Annotated in this window: 18 protein-coding genes, 1 tRNA gene and 1 other RNA gene; 4 read left to right on the forward strand and 16 right to left on the reverse strand. The window is 52.1% G+C overall.

Translation table 11 applies throughout. The annotated features are described in order from the left end of the window. Positions 1-118: 118 nt before the first annotated feature. Positions 119-253, reverse strand: coding sequence for a hypothetical protein (locus AC0LWT_RS18610; protein WP_474682761.1), 135 nt, complete (start codon positions 251-253; stop codon positions 119-121). A gap of 101 nt (positions 254-354) precedes the next feature. Continuing rightward, positions 355-1,209, reverse strand: coding sequence for a helix-turn-helix domain-containing protein (locus AC0LWT_RS18615; RefSeq protein ID WP_474682762.1), 855 nt, complete (start codon positions 1,207-1,209; stop codon positions 355-357). Between the two features lie 105 nt (positions 1,210-1,314). Between AC0LWT_RS18615 and gap (AC0LWT_RS18620) the strand changes: the two genes are divergently transcribed. Further along, positions 1,315-2,319, forward strand: coding sequence for a type I glyceraldehyde-3-phosphate dehydrogenase (gene gap, locus AC0LWT_RS18620; RefSeq protein ID WP_474682763.1), 1,005 nt, complete (start codon positions 1,315-1,317; stop codon positions 2,317-2,319). A 357-nt stretch (positions 2,320-2,676) separates the two neighbouring features. On the opposite strand, the gene AC0LWT_RS18625 is transcribed toward gap (AC0LWT_RS18620), so the two are convergent. Beyond that, positions 2,677-3,273 carry a TetR/AcrR family transcriptional regulator gene (locus AC0LWT_RS18625; RefSeq protein ID WP_474682764.1) on the reverse strand — a complete coding sequence of 199 codons (597 nt, stop codon included), beginning with the start codon at positions 3,271-3,273 and terminating at the stop codon, positions 2,677-2,679. Between the two features lie 267 nt (positions 3,274-3,540). Between AC0LWT_RS18625 and AC0LWT_RS18630 the strand changes: the two genes are divergently transcribed. After that, positions 3,541-3,945 (forward strand): VOC family protein, encoded by a 405-nt coding sequence (locus AC0LWT_RS18630; protein ID WP_474682765.1) that lies wholly within the window; start codon positions 3,541-3,543, stop codon positions 3,943-3,945. A gap of 172 nt (positions 3,946-4,117) precedes the next feature. Here AC0LWT_RS18630 and AC0LWT_RS18635 read toward each other — a convergent pair whose 3' ends face one another. The 13 genes from AC0LWT_RS18635 to AC0LWT_RS18695 all read right to left on the reverse strand — a co-directional run bounded on the left by AC0LWT_RS18635 (position 4,118) and on the right by AC0LWT_RS18695 (position 17,266). Then, positions 4,118-4,336: a helix-turn-helix domain-containing protein gene (locus AC0LWT_RS18635; protein ID WP_474682766.1), complete on the reverse strand. Its 219-nt coding sequence runs from the start codon at positions 4,334-4,336 to the stop codon at positions 4,118-4,120. 295 nt (positions 4,337-4,631) lie between these two features. Next, positions 4,632-4,996: a transfer-messenger RNA gene (gene ssrA / locus AC0LWT_RS18640) on the reverse strand. Positions 4,997-5,155: 159 nt separating this feature from the next. Then, entirely contained in the window at positions 5,156-5,638 is a 483-nt protein-coding gene (gene smpB, locus AC0LWT_RS18645; protein WP_474682767.1) for an SsrA-binding protein SmpB, read from the reverse strand. Between the two features lie 106 nt (positions 5,639-5,744). After that, positions 5,745-8,273 carry a ribonuclease R gene (rnr, locus tag AC0LWT_RS18650; RefSeq protein ID WP_474682768.1) on the reverse strand — a complete coding sequence of 843 codons (2,529 nt, stop codon included), beginning with the start codon at positions 8,271-8,273 and terminating at the stop codon, positions 5,745-5,747. A 24-nt stretch (positions 8,274-8,297) separates the two neighbouring features. After that, positions 8,298-9,086 carry an alpha/beta hydrolase gene (locus AC0LWT_RS18655; protein ID WP_474682769.1) on the reverse strand — a complete coding sequence of 263 codons (789 nt, stop codon included), beginning with the start codon at positions 9,084-9,086 and terminating at the stop codon, positions 8,298-8,300. Positions 9,087-9,180: 94 nt separating this feature from the next. After that, entirely contained in the window at positions 9,181-9,417 is a 237-nt protein-coding gene (gene secG / locus AC0LWT_RS18660) for a preprotein translocase subunit SecG (protein ID WP_474682770.1), read from the reverse strand. 84 nt (positions 9,418-9,501) lie between these two features. Further along, a complete protein-coding gene (locus tag AC0LWT_RS18665) occupies positions 9,502-10,209 on the reverse strand; it encodes a M50 family metallopeptidase (protein ID WP_474682771.1) in 708 nt (235 codons plus the stop codon). 45 nt (positions 10,210-10,254) lie between these two features. Then, positions 10,255-11,547, reverse strand: coding sequence for a phosphopyruvate hydratase (eno, locus tag AC0LWT_RS18670; RefSeq protein ID WP_474682772.1), 1,293 nt, complete (start codon positions 11,545-11,547; stop codon positions 10,255-10,257). A 35-nt stretch (positions 11,548-11,582) separates the two neighbouring features. Further along, complete coding sequence (gene gpmI, locus AC0LWT_RS18675) at positions 11,583-13,121, reverse strand: 2,3-bisphosphoglycerate-independent phosphoglycerate mutase (RefSeq protein ID WP_474682773.1); 1,539 nt, start codon at positions 13,119-13,121, stop codon at positions 11,583-11,585. Between the two features lies 1 nt (position 13,122). Then, on the reverse strand, positions 13,123-13,875 hold the full coding sequence (gene tpiA / locus AC0LWT_RS18680) for a triose-phosphate isomerase (RefSeq protein WP_474682774.1): 753 nt from the start codon (positions 13,873-13,875) through the stop codon (positions 13,123-13,125). 14 nt (positions 13,876-13,889) lie between these two features. Beyond that, positions 13,890-15,071: a phosphoglycerate kinase gene (locus AC0LWT_RS18685; RefSeq protein WP_474682775.1), complete on the reverse strand. Its 1,182-nt coding sequence runs from the start codon at positions 15,069-15,071 to the stop codon at positions 13,890-13,892. 96 nt (positions 15,072-15,167) lie between these two features. Continuing rightward, positions 15,168-16,172: a type I glyceraldehyde-3-phosphate dehydrogenase gene (gene gap, locus AC0LWT_RS18690; protein ID WP_474682776.1), complete on the reverse strand. Its 1,005-nt coding sequence runs from the start codon at positions 16,170-16,172 to the stop codon at positions 15,168-15,170. Between the two features lie 56 nt (positions 16,173-16,228). Next, positions 16,229-17,266, reverse strand: a complete 1,038-nt coding sequence (locus AC0LWT_RS18695; RefSeq protein ID WP_474682777.1) for a sugar-binding transcriptional regulator — start codon at positions 17,264-17,266, stop codon at positions 16,229-16,231. 302 nt (positions 17,267-17,568) lie between these two features. On the opposite strand from AC0LWT_RS18695, the gene AC0LWT_RS18700 reads away from it, so the two are divergent. Then, positions 17,569-17,643 (forward strand) — tRNA-Arg (locus tag AC0LWT_RS18700). 224 nt (positions 17,644-17,867) lie between these two features. Further along, a complete protein-coding gene (gene clpP, locus AC0LWT_RS18705; RefSeq protein WP_235119401.1) occupies positions 17,868-18,449 on the forward strand; it encodes an ATP-dependent Clp endopeptidase proteolytic subunit ClpP in 582 nt (193 codons plus the stop codon). Positions 18,450-18,506: the final 57 nt, after the last annotated feature.

An 18,506-nucleotide genomic window follows, 5' to 3' on the forward strand; every position in this document is an offset into this window, starting at 1 on the left:
TCTCGTTAAACGATTGGACACAATAGTAATATGGATAAAGGACTAGTTAAGGGAGTCCAAATCTAAATGCAATGGCTTCGCTAAAACCATTTCCTTGCCGTCGGTACAGATCATAGAATTAGGGGCGGCAGCACAGTCTTGAACCCGAGCCGCTCATAAAGAAAAACATCGAAGTCATGCCGTTTCGCATGGCTTCGATGTTTCGGAAATTCGTTTCGATGTCAACCGTCTTTAAGCTTATTGTCGTTTTCATCTTCATCATCTCCCCGATGACAAAGAGCAAACCTGAACTCCTGAGTGGATGAGTGCCGAACGGCGCAGGCGACACATGAATTGAAGAGTCATTGGAAAGCCTTATTGAGCAGTAGCGAACTGGCGGGAGATATTCCGGTATACGGTTGGAGATATCCCTCTCTTAGCCGTAAATTGTTTGATGAAGTAAGTGTCGTACTCAAACCCGGTGGCACGCGCAATTTCGTTCAAGCTCATACCTGTATGGGTGAGGAGATCTCCCGCAACTTTCAAGCGGTGCGACAGCAAATATCTCATTGCTGTACACCCGCATCTTTCCTGAAACATTTTATTAAGCGACACACGATTCAAGTGTGCGCATTTAGTTAAATCTTCCAAGGTGACTTTATTAGCATAATTGGTGTGTATATATTCCAGCACTAAATCAACAGGGGATTGTTCGCTTTGGCGGTTCAAATCCTCAAGCAGGCCCAATATCTGGATGAGATATTTTTTGATTCTGCACGCCCAGTTTGCATCGCTTTGCGCATACACTTCAGTCCCAAGTACAAAAAACCACTCAAATACTTGCGGAAAGGCTTTCTCGGTAACAAAAGGTACTCCGGTGCGTGTTTGATTGCCCTGAAAAAGCGAAAGCCCTGTTTGTATTTTCAGATGGCTAGGAAAGTAGTCTTTCGTTTCAGAATTCGGTACGGTAATAAGAAAATCGGGATGATAACTGAATGATTGCGCAGAGGCGTTATGCTTCTCAAGTATTTGTATCGTATCATCTTCGGATAAACAGAGAACGCCGGGGGCTGAAATCGCTATCGGTCGTTCGTTGAGTACCCCGTTGATGCTGCCGGATGTAATTAAGATTAAAGTAAGCCGCTCCGGATAGGGAAGACAGTTCAAGTCCTCGGCGGCAACAAATTCAATATTTACCGTTCTGTCTTTGTGGCGGTCAACTTGCGGCATGGTCCTCTCCTGACAAATAGTATAGTCAATTGCTTCACTTATAACAGTGTACCACAAAGATTCGAGGAGTATAATTAACACAGACGAAGAAAGGTGGTTATTATTATGGCAATCAACATTGCGATAAATGGTTTCGGCAGAATTGGCAGGCTTGCCTTTCGGCAGCTTTTTGATGCAGAAGGTTATCAGATTGTCGCTATCAATGACCTAACAAGTCCGAAGATGCTTGCGCATTTGCTAAAGCACGACACAACGCAGCGACGTTATGATGAAAAGATTGATTACAGTGATAACAGCTTAACCGTAAACGGCGTGGATATTCCGATTTATGCCGAAAGAGATCCCGGCAAACTCCCGTGGAAAGAATTGCAAGTTGATGTAGTCCTGGAGTGTACAGGCTTTTTCGCCTCAAAAAAAGCATCTACAGCCCATATTGAGGCAGGTGCAAAAAAAGTAGTCATCTCAACCGTTGCTGGGAAAGATATTCCTACTATTGTATATGGTGTTAATGAACACACGCTAACTAAAGAAGATACTATTGTTTCGGCCGCATCTTGCACCACGAACTGCCTGGCTCCAATGGTCTATTACTTGAACGAGCTTGCGCCGATTAAAAAAGGTTTTATGACGACGATACATGCTTATACAAACGACCAGAATACCCTTGATGGCCCTCACGCCAAAGGTGACTTGCGCCGGGCGCGCTCTGCAGCCGGCAACATCATCCCAACGTCAACCGGGGCAGCAAAAGCAATAGGACTCGTAATCCCTTCCTTGGATGGCAAACTGGATGGTGTATCCCAAAGAGTGCCGGTTATGGCCGGCTCCCTAACAGAATTGACAGTAGTCGTGGGCGGTTCCGTAACTGCGGAGCAGGTCAACGAGAAGATGGAGCAGTCCCAGTCGGAGCAATATGGATATACAGAGGAAGAGCTTGTCTCGTCCGATATTATCGGTATGACTTACGGCAGCTTATTCGACGCTACGCAAACAAAGGTAACGGAACTAGGAACAGATACCCTGGTGAAAATAGCGGCATGGTATGATAACGAAAACTCCTTTACCAGCCAAATGATTCGCACCGCCAAATATCTCGCGGAATTGCGATAGTAAGCGAACTATAAATGACGCACACCTTTCGACGGTAAATAAACTGTGTCTTATATATATTAAATAGTGGTAAACTAACGGACAGGTTGGAATAGCGACACTACAACCAGATCGGGTAGGGGACTGCCAACATCGAAAACATACGCTAATTAGAGCAGGAATTTGGACTCTAAGAACGCCTCGAAATACGAAGAAACACCGTTCATGTATCTAATCTGTTTTCGAACCCTCGCTCTCCAGGTCGAAGGTTCGATCGCGTTGCATCAGGATGCCGAAGCCTTTGGGCGCGCAAAACAGATATTTGCTGTTTGCTGGTCCGCCATCGATGTTCGGCCAAGCAGTGGTAGGCGTCTCGTACTAAAGTGAAGCGAGTACGCGTTTGATGATCGCCTTTACGAACTGGTCGTCGATCGGTTCACGTGAGAACCAGCGGCGGTAGAAGAGTGGCCCCAGCAGGGCTGCGACGATAGTTGACACGTCGGCGTGTGCCGACAGCTCGCCTCTGCCTACCGCGCGCTGTAGGACCTCTCGCAGGGGGGCGGCGTGTCCGCGCTGAATCCGACTGTGGATTTCCGCGAACTCCGGATTGCGCTCGGCTGTGTCGACGATTGACGGCAGGACGAAGGACCAATTCGCCGTCGGTAGCAGGTGCGCGATTTCCACCAGGATAGCCGTGACGTCACCTTCGAGTGAGCCGGTGTCGGGCGTTTCCTGCTCGGCAATCATCCGTGAACAGGCGTCTATCACCAGTGCTTCACGCGTCGGCCAGTGGCGGTAGATGGTCGTCTTCGCGACCCCGGAACGACGCGCCACCTCGTCGACGGAGAAGCTAGCCACACCGCCTTCGCTGAGCAGTTCAAACGCAGTGGTCAGGACAGCATGTCGTGAACGCTCGACGCGTCTATTCAAATTGGCCGACGGCACACGTTCAGATTTCTTAGACGTAATCACCATCTTCCCTCCAACATAAAAGTACTTTAGACTCGGATTCGTTGCCTTAAAATAAAAAGTCCTTCACATTATACCATGAAAGCATCCTTGGCGCCGGGGATTTCGGCTTGCCATTTAGAGCACTCCTTGTTTGTGCTTCAGTGAGGCAACGAAGCATTTTCGAGCACCATTTTTGTTAGTCGTACGGTAACTTGTATTATCCAGGTCAATATGATACGATACGATACGATACGGTATCGTATCGTTAAATTATTGAAAGGATGATGTCTCGTGAATTTCGCTTCTGTACGCATAATTACTGACGACTTGGATCGACTCGTCGTGTTCTATGAGAAAGTCACAGGTGTTTTGGCGAAGCGCCCCGCGCCTGTCTTCGCTGAGTTCGTTCTGCCATCGTGTACCCTTGCGATCGGCCACTCCCAGACGGTGCAACTGTTCGGCGCCGGTTCCGCGCGCGCGGCCGACAACCACACCGTCATCATCGAGTTTCGCGTCCACGACGTCGATGCCGAGTACAACCGCTTGAAGCCGCTTGTCGACGAGTGGGTACAGGAACCGACCACGATGCCATGGGGGAACCGCTCAGCACTGTTTCGCGACCCCGACGGCAACCTCGTCAACCTCTTCGCTCCGGTTACCGAGGAAGCGCTCGAGCGGTTCAGCGGCAGGCCTTAACGGACAGCGTTCCTACGCTAAGAGTAATGGAGGGAGTTCACGCCTGAAACTCTCCTGCCCGCCGCGCGGCGTGTCCATGCTGGTAGTATTCTCGGGTCGGAAGCTGGCGGTTGCAGAAGTTCTCGGGAACATTAGTTGAATGACAACAGCGGCAGGTCTAAGACTGTATTTTCTAGTCTTGATCCGCCGCTGTTTCTTTTAACGGATCAAATCTAAAACCTTTATTCGCTAACACAACTAAGACATCGAAAGAAGGCTTAGCATTTCCAGATTCTATCTCACTAAGCGTACCTTGTGATATTTCTAAGCTCTGGGCAAATTCAATTTGCGTCAATTTATGTTGTTTTCTTATAGACTTTATTCTTTCTCCGATAGAAGGTAAATTATCCAATTTGATCCACCCTATATTTTGGCAAGTAAGTTTATAAAACAAAAGCATATTTCCGTCCAATTTCGGACAAAAATATGCTTTTAATTGGCTTTAGCGTTGATGAAGTGGACGCGTCCCCACTACTCGCTACTCATGCTCGAACTATCCCCGTCGAATCCATAAACGGCCCCGAGGTAAAATAGTCTTAAACTTATTAAAGCAAATGTTTGCCGCGAGTTTATTAAAGCAATCGATTGCCGCAGCGGCAAAGTTTTGGTTTAACTCTCAAAAAACCCGCTCTATGAGCGGGTTTTAAGTATGGAGGCGAGGGGAGTCGAACCCCTGTCCGAAAATATCGCCACACAGGCATCTACGGGTGTAGTCACAGTTTTGATGTCACCCGAGCAGCGCGCCGTAACCCGCTCTGCGTTGGGTCAGCCTGATTGTCTTCTTCCGTCGACCCCAGGCGGAGACCGAAGCGGCGTATCCCACTAAAGTTGGGCCCCTATCCCGGCACATGGGCGATGCAGGGTAGAAGCTAGCTCACAGGTTATTAAGCTGCGAAAGCTAATTTAGGTTGTTGTTTGCCATTTAATAGGCTTTAGCGTTGATGAAGTGGACGCGTCCCCACTACCCGCAACCCGCGCTCGAACTATCCCCGTCGAATCCAAAAACGCCCCCGGATTGCCTTCCGCTTCGTTCATTCGAACCAAGGAAGGTGAAAGGTATAGCTTGATGCTCTTTCGTTGCTGCTTACTTAGTATAACACAATCGGACGAGAAACGAACGTCCATGTTCATGGAAGCTCAGGCAGCTATGTGGCAAAACTGCCACTCGCCATTATCTCGCGATCTTCTGCTTCTCGCGAAGCGCGCGCTGAATGTCGCGCTGTGCGTCCCGCTTTGCCGCGGTTTCGCGCTTGTCGTACTGCTTCTTCCCTTTGCCCAGTCCCAGCAGCAGCTTGGCGTAGCCGTTGCGGATGTACACCTTGAGCGGTACCAGCGTGTAGCCTTCCTGCTTGGCATGACCCAGCAGCTTGGCAATTTCGGCCTTCTTCATGAGCAGCTTGCGCGCTCTGGTCGGGTCGGACGGATTGCTCCGGTTCCCCTGTTCGAACGGGCTGATGTGCATGTTATGGACAAAAGCTTCGCCATTTCGAATCGTCGAAAAGCTGTCGGACAAGTTCGCTTTGCCTGCGCGCAAGGATTTGATCTCCGTTCCGGTCAAAACGATGCCGCACTCATACGTATCTTCAATAAAGTAGTCATGTGACGCCTTCTTGTTCTGGGCGAGCACTTTGCCATCGGCCTTCTTCGTTGCCACCGCGGGATCCTCCTTCCGCACCGCACGCGGAAAAAAGCATGCGTGAACTTGCTACAATGTGCAACCTATTGTAGCAAGTTCACGGCGGAAATGCAAGAAGCGGCGACTATTTCCGCCGCTTCTTGCCACCGCCGCTCCCGCCGCCCGTTCCACGGCGGCGGCCGCTCTTGGCGAGCGCGTTCACGCCGCTCGCCCAATCGCCCGCGCTGCCCGCCGCGGGCGAGGCGCCAACACCCGCCAGGGCTTCGCCCCCTAGCGAAATGCCACTGCGGCGGCCACCGCCTTTACCGGCTTTGCCGCCCTTCGCGGTCTCGGCGCCGCCGCCAGCTCGCGCACCGCCGCCCTTGCCGGGCTTGCCTGCGGCCCGGGCCCCAGCTTTCCCGCCGCCGCCGGCAAAGCTGCCTGCCTTGCCGCCTTTGCCGCCTTTGCCGGCTTTGCCGCCGCGGGCAAAGCCCGCCTTGTCCCCGCCGCGCACAAAATTCGCCTTGCCGCTGCCGCGCGGCTTCATGTCGACCATCTCAAAATCGACGGTCCGCTCGTCCATGTTCACCCGCGCCACGCGCACCTTGGCGCCGTCGCCGATGCGGTAAATTCGCGACGTGCGCTCCCCAATAAGAGCGTGCTGCATTTCATGATAGTGGTAATAATCGTCCGTCAAATCGCTTAAACGGATCAAACCTTCAACGGTATTATCCAGCTCGACGAAAATGCCGAAATTGGTAACGGACGAGATAATACCTTCGAATTCCTCGCCGATTTTGTCCAGCATGTACTCGGCTTTTTTCAACGCTTCCGTTTCCCGTTCGGCTTCGACAGCTACCCGCTCGCGTTCGGACGATTGCCGCGCGATGTCGTCCATGCGCCCGGCCAGCGATTCGTGGCGCTGATCCGGCAGCACTCCGACTGCCAGCACTTCCCGAATGACCCGATGAATGATGAGGTCCGGGTACCGCCGAATCGGCGAGGTGAAGTGCGAGTAAAACTCGGCCGCCAGCCCAAAATGCCCCAAGCTCTGGGCATCGTAGCGCGCCTGCTTCATCGAACGAAGCATCACTTTGCTGATCACGGTTTCTTCCGCAGAGCCGCGAATTTCTTCCAGCAGGGATTGCAGCGCCCGCGGGTGCACCGTGTTACCTTTTCCTCTAACCACATAGCCGAAATTCGTAATGAATTCCATAAAATGCATCAGCTTCTCTGCGTCCGGATCTTCATGAATCCGATACAGGAACGGCACTTTCAGCCAATGAAAATGCTCCGCTACCGTTTCATTCGCGGCAAGCATGAATTCCTCGATCATCATCTCGGCAATCGATCGTTCGCGTTTGACGATGTCGGTCGGCTTGCCCTCGGCATCGACCAAAATTTTCGATTCCTCAAAATCGAAATCGATCGCCCCGCGCTTCATCCTTCTGCCGCGCAGCTTCATGGCCAGCTCTTCCATCAGCTTGAAATCTTCCAGCAAGTACTCGTAACGCTCCAGAAGCTCAGGCTCGACTTCCTCATCCGTCAAAAGCTTGCGCACGTTGGTATACGTCATTCGTTCGCTTGTACGAATCACACTAGTAAAAATATCGTGCCTAACCACCTGCAAATTCTCGTCGAATTCCATCTCACAGGACATCGTCAGCCGGTCTACACGCGGGTTCAGCGAGCAGATGCCGTTGGACAGCCGGTGAGGCAGCATCGGAATGACACGGTCCGTCAAATAAACCGAGCAGCCGCGGTTATACGCTTCCCGATCGAGCGCGGAGCCTTCTCTGACATAGTAGCTGACGTCGGCAATGTGCACGCCCAGCAAGTAGTTGCCGTTATCCAACCGTTCGACGTTCACCGCATCGTCCAAATCTTTGGCATCTTCCCCGTCGATGGTCACAATGCGCTTGCCGCGCAGATCCCTGCGGCCTTGAAGCTCCTCTTCGCTGATCGCATCCGGGGCGGCATCCGCCTCCAGAATCACTTCTTCAGGAAAAGCCTCCGGCAGCTGAAATTTGCGGACAATCGCCAAAATATCGACGCCCGGATCGTCTTTATGGCCGAGAATCTCAATGACTTCCCCTTCAGCCGCGGCCCGGCCTTCCGGATAGCTGACGAGCTTGACGACTACCTTTTGCCCTGTAACCGCCCCCATGAACGCATGCTGAGGTATAAAAACATCCCGTGTCATCCGTTTATCGTCCGGCACTACGAACGCATACGTTTCCTGACTCTGAAAAGTTCCGACGATCTGCGTATTCGCACGGGATACTACCCGCACGACCTCGCCTTCCATCCGGCCGCCTCCCTGGCTTTTGGATGTAACCCGGACAAGAATCATATCCCCGTTCATCGCCGTATTCATATCGTTGGCGTGTATGTACACGTCAGGGTGATCCCGGTCGTCGGGAATGAGAAAGCCGAAGCCTTTCGCATGCGCTTGCAGCTTGCCACGAATTAAATTCATTCGCTCCGGCACGCCATAACGGTCGTTGCGGGTCCTCAAAATCAATCCTTCCTGCTCCAAATGGTTTAAAATTTTCAAAAACTCTTTAAATTCGTTGGCATTCCCAACGCCAAAATGCTTTTCGAGCTCCTGATAAGTCATCGGTTTATAGGCCGTTTCCTGCATAAAGCTCAAAATTTCTTTTTCTGTTATCATGTATTGTTCACCTTCTTGTAATTTTCACGGATAAGCTTCCTGCTTGCCGGGCTGCAGCTTCAAAGACCGGATAAATGAAGAAATGTCCTCATAGATCTTGTCTCTTTCTTGATCCAGCAGCATTCCGTGGGACGACTGCGGATAGTAATGCACTTCTTTGATTGCCGAATTTATTTTCTTATACAAAAATGCGGCGCTTCGGTGCAGGACGACGGCGTCCATGGCTCCTTGTCCGATCCATACCGGCGCAGCTACCCGGGGGAGCAGCTTTTTCGCCTGCTTCATTAGTTTACGCAAACTGACTATGGAACGAATCGGCGTTTTGGTATACGCACATGACTCATCCAGCAGCGTAGGGATGTTCTTGGGCTTCTTTTCCACATAGGTGATAAAATGCTGCAGCATGACCGCAAGCGCTGTCTTCCGTGTTGCCAGATATACCGGAGCAGCCAGCGATACGATGCCTGCGGCATTCCGCTCTGCGGCCAGCATGAATGCGAGCAGCCCGCCCATCGAATGGCCTACGACTACAACATGGCTGCACTGCGAGGCCAGCTCGTCATAGCTTGCTTGCACGTGCCCATACCAATCCGTCCATTCGGTTCGCAGCATCTCTTCCGGCGAAGTGCCGTGGCCCGGCAGCCGAATCGCATGAATCGTGTACCCCTGATCCTGCAAATAATAGCCGATTCTTCGAAACTCCGACGGCGTTCCCGTAAAGCCGTGAATCATTAAAATTCCGGTTTGCCCGTTCGCCCCGCTGCCCTGCCAGAGGAAGGGCTCCGTCGATTTATATATTCTATTCTCGCCCATTTTTCTCCGTTGCACTCCTGCACACATAGACTTTCGTTGTAAAATGAAAAAACAGCAGGAGTAATGTTCCCCTGCTGTTATCGTTTTATGTGTGCTAAGCTTTCACTACGTAAGCTACGACAATGGAGAGAATGAAAAATGCGGCAGCAAGCCCCATCGTGAAACGGGACAAGAACAGCTCTAAACCGCGCGCTTTTTGCTTGCCGAACAAATGCTCCGCACCGCCGGAAATAGCGCCGGACAACCCCGCACTTTTACCCTTTTGCAGCAATACGATGCAAATTAATCCGATTGAAGCTATGATCAACAAAACCTTGAATAAGATTACCATGTTAGCACCCCAATAGCCTGATCTTTGCCTATACATTCAGCATGAGTATTTTAACATAGTTCGTCCAAGATTACAATTCCTTTCCTAATTCCGGTAGGAAGCTGCCGGCGATTGCGGGTGATTCGCTCTGTTTCCCCTGCGGCCCAAAAATGCCTGAACGGCCTGTTTTGCGCACCATAAGGAAAACAACAAGAAAAACGCGGCCCATACGATAGCAGGCACACCCGTATAAAGGGCCAGGTTTGTAGCATCGCCTGCCGCACGCGCATTTCTCCATGCATACAGCACCAGCGATAACGGCCCGAACACCGATTCCTCCAGGCAAAGGAAAGCGAGCAGCAAATAATAGATGTCCCGCAGCCATTTGGGAGCTAACGCCAGGGCAAGTACGGTTATGGCGATCAAGCCGATAATAAACGTAATGCCGAACGCGTTCCGCACGAACAGCACTAAAGAAATCACGGCCAACACTGTCATCACTTGAAGTCCCAATCGCTGCTTCCCTCTGGCATAAGCCGAGAATAAAAACCAGGTGAACAAGGATGCCGTCGTATAACCGGCGAGCGCAACCGGAACAATCGACCACGACTTCGTGATTAAAGAGTGCGTAACCCCGCTGTGGTTGGCGTAAAGCTCGATATACTGCACTTTCCCTGAAAGCGCAAGCGTGACGGCGGCATGGCCGAACTCATGAACCATCGTATCCAAATTGCGAAAAAAAGAAGAGGGGATCCAATGAGTCAGCAAAGCGGAACCTATCAAAAATAAAATAGTCTTCACCCAATTGCTCATCGTGCAACCCCCTCCCGGTATTAAATTATGTGAAGCGAAGCGAAATTATTTGAAGTTTTTCAGGTTGTAGAATGCTTTCTTCCCTGCGTATTGAGCTACGGAGTGCAGCTCGTCTTCGATGCGAAGCAGTTGGTTGTACTTCGCTACGCGGTCCGTACGGGAAGGAGCGCCTGTTTTGATTTGGCCGGCGTTGGTAGCAACGGCGATGTCAGCGATTGTGCTGTCTTCGCTCTCACCGGAACGGTGGGAGATAACCGCTGTGTAACCTGCGCGTTTTGCCATTTCGATAGCGTCGAAAGTTTCGGTCAGCGTACCGATTTGGTTTACTTTAACCAAGATGGAGTTGCCGATGTTTTGCTCGATGCCTGTAGACAAACGGCTTGTGTTCGTTACGAACAGATCGTCGCCGACGAGTTGTACTTTGCCGCCCAGTTTCTCAGTCAGCAATTTCCAGCCTTCCCAATCGTCTTCGGAGCAGCCGTCTTCGATTGTGATGATCGGATATTTGTCGACCCATGCAGCAAGGAAGTCTACGAACTCGGCAGGAGTGTAGGATTTGCCTTCGCCTTCAAGGTGGTATTTACCGTCTTTGAAGAACTCCGTGGACGCAACGTCCATACCCAGGAACACGTCAACGCCCGGTTTGTAGCCTGCGCGCTCGATAGCGGCGATGATGGTCAGGATGGCGTCTTCGTTGGAGCTCAGGTTCGGAGCGAATCCGCCTTCGTCGCCAACTGCCGTGTTCAGGCCTTTTTCTTTCAGAACGGATTTCAGGTTGTGGAAAATTTCCGCGCCGATGCGAAGCGCTTCTTTGAAGTTGGCTGCGCCTACCGGCAGAACCATGAACTCTTGAACGTCGACGTTGTTGTCGGCATGCGCGCCGCCGTTGATGATGTTCATCATCGGAACAGGCAAAGTTTTCGCGTTGAATCCGCCCAGGTATGTGTACAGAGGCACGTCCAAAGCGTCGGCAGCCGCGCGGGCTACAGCCATGGAAACGGCCAGAATTGCGTTAGCGCCCAATTTCGCTTTGTTCGGAGTTCCGTCCAGCTCGATCATTTTGTTGTCGATGCCGACTTGGTCCAGAGCGTCCAATCCGATAATTTCCGGAGCGATGATTTCGTTCACGTTCTCAACGGCTTTCAGAACGCCTTTGCCGAGGTAACGGCCTTTGTCTCCGTCGCGAAGCTCAACGGCTTCGTATGCGCCTGTGGAAGCGCCTGAAGGCACGATTGCGCGGCCGAAAGCGCCGGATTCGAGGTATACTTCCACCTCAACAGTCGGATTGCCGCGGGAGTCAAGAACTTCGCGAGCGTAAACGTCAGAAATAATAGTCATCGTTGATAACACTCCTTTTATGTTGGTTAATATGATTATCGCTTGATGATGGTGGAGCCTGTCATCTGCTCAGGCTGCTTCACTTGCAGGAAGTCCAGCATCGTCGGGGCGATATCCGCCAAAATTCCGCCATCTCTTAGTGTAACAGATTTGTCCGTAACAATAAAAGGCACCGGATTTGTCGTATGCGCCGTGTTCCGCGTTCCGTCCGGATTCGTCACGACGTCCGCATTGCCGTGGTCGGCGGTGATGCACACGACGCCGCCTTTGGCCAAGATCGCTTCGACGACTTTGCCCAAGCACTCGTCTGTAGCTTCGATAGCTTTCACCGTAGGCTCCAGAAGCCCGGAGTGGCCGACCATGTCAGGGTTGGCAAAGTTCAGGATAATGACATCCTGGCGCTCCGCTTCAATTTCCTTCACAGCCGCTTCCGCCACTTCGTACGCGCTCATTTCAGGCTGCAGGTCGTAAGTAGCGACCTTCGGCGAAGGAATGAGAATGCGGGTCTCGCCCGGCAGTTCCACATCGCGCCCGCCGCTGAAAAAGAACGTCACGTGCGGATATTTTTCCGTCTCAGCGATGCGCAGCTGCTTCAGATTGTTCTGGGCCAGCACTTCGCCGAGCGTGTTGTCGAGATCTTTAGGTTTATACGCGACAAAGCCGTCTACGGATTCGCTGAACAAAGTCAGGCACACGTAGTAAAGATTACGGGGAGCTTTGTCCCCGCGGTCAAACCCGCGGAAATCCTCGTTCGTAAACACTTGCGAAAGCTGGATGGCCCGGTCGGGACGGAAGTTGAAGAAGACGACCGCGTCGCCGGACTCCACGAGCCCTACCGGTTTGCCGTCAGCGCCTACGATGACGGTCGGCATGACGAACTCGTCGAAGACCGACTTTTCATACGAATCGATGATCGCTTGCATCGGATCGGTATAAGTCGGGCCTTCGCCGTAAACCATCGCGCGGTACGATTTCTCCGTACGTTCCCAGCGCTTGTCGCGGTCCATCGCGTAGTAGCGGCCTTGCACGGTGGCAACTTTGCCTACGCCGACTTCCGCGATTTTGTGCTGCAAGCTTTCCATGTACTTTTTCGCCGAATCCGGAGCCACGTCGCGGCCGTCCAGGAAAGCGTGAATGTACACTTCTTCAAGCTGCTCTTTTTTCGCGAGATCGAGCAGTGCGAACAAATGCTGAATGTGGCTGTGCACGCCGCCGTCGGAGAGCAGTCCGTACAGGTGCAGCTTCTTCCCGGTCGATTTGGCGTGGCGAACGGCGCCGAGCAGCGTCTCGTTATCGAAAAATTCGCCGTCGCGAATCGATTTGGAAATCCGGGTCAGGTCCTGATACACGGTACGTCCCGCTCCGATATTCAGGTGCCCTACCTCGGAATTCCCCATCTGTCCTTCCGGCAAACCTACGGCTTCGCCGCTTGCGATTAAGGTCGTATGCGGATAAGTCGACCAGTAACGGTCGTAGTTGGGCTTTTTCGCGTGTGCGACCGCATTGCCCTGCTCCTCCGAACGAAGCCCGAAGCCGTCGAGAATGATCAGCGCTACCGGTTTCGGTCTGGACATCTTACTTCGCCCCCTCGACGAGCTGGATGTAGGAAGCAGGCTCCAGGCTCGCTCCGCCTACAAGCGCGCCGTCAATGTCAGGCTGTGCCATGTACTCGGCAATGTTGTTCGGTTTCACGCTGCCGCCGTACTGAATGCGAACCGCATCCGCCACGGAAGCCCCGTACAAACCGCTCACCAGTTGGCGAATATAACCGATTACGTCTTGAGCGTCTTCCGCTGTGGAAGATTTGCCCGTACCGATCGCCCAGATCGGCTCGTAAGCGATAACGACTTTAGCCGCTTGCTCCGCGCTAAGGCCTTGGAAAGCCGCCTCTGTCTGCACTTTGCAAACTTCTTTGGTTTGACCCGCTTCGCGCTCTTCCAGCTTCTCGCCTACGCACAGAATCGGCGTCAAGCCGTGTTTGAATGCCGCTTGAACCTTTTTGTTCACGATCTCGTCGGTTTCGGCAAAATACGCTCTGCGCTCGGAGTGTCCGATAATGACATATTCTACGCCCAGCTCTTTCAGCATAACGCCGCTGATTTCGCCGGTGAATGCGCCGTTATCTTCGAAGTGCAGGTTTTGCGCACCGATATGGAGGGTTGTGCCTTTAACGGCTTCAACCAGAGCGGGAAGGTTCGTGAACGGGGAGCAGATTACGCTCTCTACGCCGTCTACTTCCGCCCCGCCTTTCACTTCGTTTACAAAACTGACCGCTTCGGAAACGGTCTTGAACATTTTCCAGTTGCCTGCGATAATCGGTTTTCTCATCGAAAGATCCTCCCTTATTTATCGTTCAGAGCCACAACGCCCGGCAGTGCTTTGCCTTCCATGAACTCCAGGGAAGCTCCGCCGCCTGTCGAGATGTGGTCCATTTTGTCAGCCAGATGGAATTTCTCAGCAGCCGCCGCGGAATCTCCACCGCCGATAACCGTGTAGCCGGAAGTGGCAGCGCAAGCTTCAGCTACAGCGCGGGTGCCGTGGGAGAAAGGCTCGATTTCGAACACGCCCATCGGTCCGTTCCAAACGATCAGTTTGGATTTTGCAATGACGTCCGCATAAATTTCACGGGTTTTCGGCCCGATGTCGATGCCTTCCCATTCAGCAGGGATGCCATCCACCGGAACAATTTGCGTGTTCGCGTCGGGTCCGAATTTGTCGGCGACTACGATATCGACCGGAAGCAGGAAGTTCACGCCTTTTTCTTTCGCTTTGGCAATAAAACCGAGCGCCAGGTCAAGCTTCTCGTTGTCCACGAGAGATTTGCCGATCTCGTTCCCTTGCGCTTTCAGGAATGTATAGGACAAGCCTCCGCCAATGATCACGTTGTCTGCAATGTTCAGCAAGTTGTTGATCACATCGATTTTGTCTTTCACTTTCGCGCCGCCGACAATCGCGGTAAAAGGACGCTCCGGATTGTTCAGCGCTTTGCCGAGCACATCCAGTTCTTTTTCCATCAAAAGACCGGATACGGCCGGCAGATGATGTGCGATGCCTTCCGTGGAGGCGTGAGCGCGATGAGCCGCACCGAACGCGTCGTTCACGTACAGATCGGCCAATTCGGCAAAAGCTTTCGCCAGAGCGGGATCGTTCTTCTCTTCGCCTTCGTAGAAACGAACGTTTTCAAGCAGCAGCACATCGCCGTCTTTCAGCGCAGCGACTTGCGCTTTAACTGCTTCGCCGATCGCTTCGTCGGCTTTCGCTACCGGCTTGCCAAGCAGTTCGGCCAGTCTTGCGGCAACCGGAGTCAGACGAAGCTCTTCGGCCACTTGACCCTTCGGACGTCCAAGGTGGCTCGCCAAAATGACTTTTGCGCCTTTTTCAATCAGGAATTTGATTGTAGGCAGCGTTTCTCTGATCCGGGTATCGTCTGTGATTTGACCGTTTTCCAGAGGTACGTTGAAATCTACGCGAACAAACACTTTTTTGCCGGATACTTCAACATCGCGGACACTTTTTTTATTCATGGAACAGGCCTCCCGAGCGGTTTTTTGGTAACAATCACACACAAAGAGGAGAATCGCTTCTCCTCTTCAAGTGTCTACAAGTGTGCTGATTATGAATTACAGACCTTTGCTTGCGATGAAAGCGGCAAGGTCAACGACACGGTTGGAGTAGCCCCACTCGTTGTCGTACCAGGAAACCACTTTCAGCATGTTGTCGCCAACTACCATTGTGGACAGGGCATCGATCGTGGAGGAAGCAGGATCTCCGTTGTAGTCGCTGGATACAAGAGGCTCGTCGGAGTAGTTCAGGATGCCTTTCAGAGCGCCTTGAGCCGCTGCTTTCAGAGCTGCGTTCACTTCGTCTACAGTTACGTTGACTTTTGTTTCTACAACCAGGTCCGTAACGGATACGTTAGGCGTAGGAACACGCATAGCCATACCGTTCAGTTTGCCTTTCAGTTCAGGCAGAACAAGGCCGATCGCTTTAGCTGCGCCAGTGCTGGAAGGAATGATGTTCTCAGCGGCTGCGCGGGCACGGCGAAGGTCTTTGTGCGGCAGGTCAAGCACGGATTGGTCGTTCGTGTAGGAGTGAACAGTAGTCATCATACCTTTAACGATACCGAATTGGTCGTTGATCACTTTCGCGAACGGAGCCAAGCAGTTAGTCGTACAAGAAGCGTTGGAGATTACAGTGTGTGCAGCAGGATCGTATTTATCTTCGTTAACGCCAAGAACGATTGTAATATCTTCGTCAGTTGCAGGAGCGGAGATGATTACTTTCTTAGCGCCGCCTTTCAGGTGAAGGGAAGCTTTTTCTTTCGCTGTGAAAATACCGGTAGATTCAACAACGATTTCAGCGCCTACGGAAGCCCAAGGCAGGTTTCCAGGGTCGCGCTCAGCGAATACTTTGATGGAACGGCCGTTCACGATCAGTTCGCCTTCGCCAGCTTCTACAGTAGCGTTAAGTTTGCCGTGAGTTGTGTCGTACTTGAGCAAGTGAGCCAATGTTTTTACGTCTGTCAGATCGTTTACTGCCACGATTTGAACTTCAGTGCTGTTCAGAGCTGCGCGGAACACGTTGCGTCCAATACGTCCGAAACCGTTAATACCTACTTTTACCATAGCGAATTCCTCCTAAGATTTAAAAATTATATGGTCAAGACGGTCAAAAAGACACGTCATGATGGCATTTGTGGGGCATGCTTCATAATTTCCAGCGCGGCGGCTTCATCCGTCACGAGCACGTCTTCCTGGCCGTGAAGCAGTACGGAAGCGATCGCTTCCCCCTTGCTCTTGCCGCCTGCGACGCCGATGACGACTTCAACGCGCTGAATGTCTTCCAGCCTGAGGCCGACTGTAGCCATCTTGTGGACGACATTTCCTTGCCGGTCAAAATAATAGCCGAACGCTTCGGCCAAAGCTCCTTCTTCCTGCAGGCTGTGCGTCGTCCGGGCATCCACCTTGCGCCTGCGGGCCATGACCATAGCTTCTCCGATTCCGTGTACGACGATGCGGCAGCTGCGCACGACGTCGACAACCTCCTGGATCTGCGGGTCCTGGATCAAAGTCTGATAAGCTTCTTCGCCCAAATGGTCGGGCACATGCAAAAGCCTGTATTTGCCGCCTGTCTTTTTGGCCATAATGGATGCGATGGTGTTCGCCTGCATATCCACGCTCTCGCCGAGTCCGCCCCGGGCCGGTACGAACCAACTGCCCTTCATGCGCGACGAGATCGTCAAATGGTTCGCAACCTGCGCCATCGTCGATCCGCCCGTTACGGCAATGACATCGTCTTTGGCGACGTGTTTGCGCAAAGCGGCCGCTCCTGCCCGTCCAAGCTCCTTCTTCGTGAAGGCGGAGACGTCCGAATCGCCGGGCACGACGATGACCTGGGCGATTTGAAACGCCCGGCTGATGCTCTCTTCCAGGTCCGTCAGGCCGAAAGCGGCTTTAATGATCGGCTCCATCTTCTCCAGAAGCCGGTGGCCGGATTCGCTGACCTTCATGCCTGTGGCATCCGTCTCCAGCAGGCCCAGCTCCTTGAGGAACTCAACCTCGCCGCGCAGGACGCGCTCCGTCATATCGAGCGAGCTGGCCAGCGTTCTTCTCCCTACGACACCGGAAACAAGGATGTGGCGCAGAATCGAGTAACGTTTTTTCATAACATCCATGAGGTCCGGCAAGAGCTGCTTTTGAATGTCAAGGATTTCTCTCATATGACGATCACAACGCTCCTGCTCCATTGATTGGACGTTTTATGTCCCGGGTATGCATTTTTCGTCCCACCCGAGCAAAAAAAATTGAGTACTGCCAGTACTTCAAATTCGGTAAGTCTTCAACTTGAATCGCACATTGTCGAGATATATCGTTCCGTGCATTATTATTATAACCAATTGCTTTGTCAGATTCAACAATTGTTCAAATATTTTTGCCTTTTTTTACTGAAAGCATTTTCAGTCTTGCTTTTTTTTATTCGGTGTCATATAATAACCCTTGCTTCACTAAATTTCAATTGCATGCGCCCGTGGTCCAATGGATATGACGTAGGCCTCCGGAGCCTGAGATAGGGGTTCGATTCCCTTCGGGCGCGCCAACACGAACGAAGATCAGTTGCGAAACTGATTTTTTTTGATTATAAGTTTGACCTTTCTTGACCTTTGTTTGTTTTTTCGGTATCATACTAGTTAACAACGAGTTCGTTTGAAAATGTTCCCTTTCGTATTAAGAAAGGCGCAGACTTTTTAAACATTCTCTTGGCCATACTGTAAGTAGTATTTCCATTTGAAACCATTGTACCCATCGAAGGAGGTAATTCTCATGAGTTTTATCCCTATGGTCGTTGAACAGGACGCCCGCGGCGAAAGAGGCTATGATATCTATTCCCGTTTGCTGAAGGACCGCATCATTTTCCTCGGTACCGGCGTAAACGATGTCGTCGCGAACTCCATTATTGCCCAGCTTCTTTTCCTGGCCGCACAAGACCCTGACAAAGATATCAGCCTTTACATCAATAGCCCAGGCGGTTCCATTACAGCAGGGATGGCCATCTACGATACGATGCAGTTCATCAAGCCGGACGTTTCCACGATCTGCGTGGGCATGGCCGCTTCCATGGGCGCATTCTTGCTGACGGCCGGCGCCAAAGGCAAGCGCTACGCGCTTCCTAACAGCGAAGTGATGATCCATCAGCCGCTCGGCGGTGCGGAAGGTCAAGCTTCCGATATCGAGATCCGCGCGAAACGCATCCTCAAAATGCGCGACAACCTGAACAAAATTCTTGCCGAGCGCAGCGGCCAGCCGCTGGAGCGCATCGAGAAGGATACGGACCGCGACTACTTCATGAGCGCTGCGGAAGCGGCGGAATACGGACTTATTGACAAAGTCATCGAGCGCGTGTAACGCCATCCGCTCAAAATAACAAAAAACCAGCCTTCCCGAACGCTTCCGGGCGCTCAG

Source organism: Paenibacillus sp. sgz302164 (assembly GCF_056120505.1).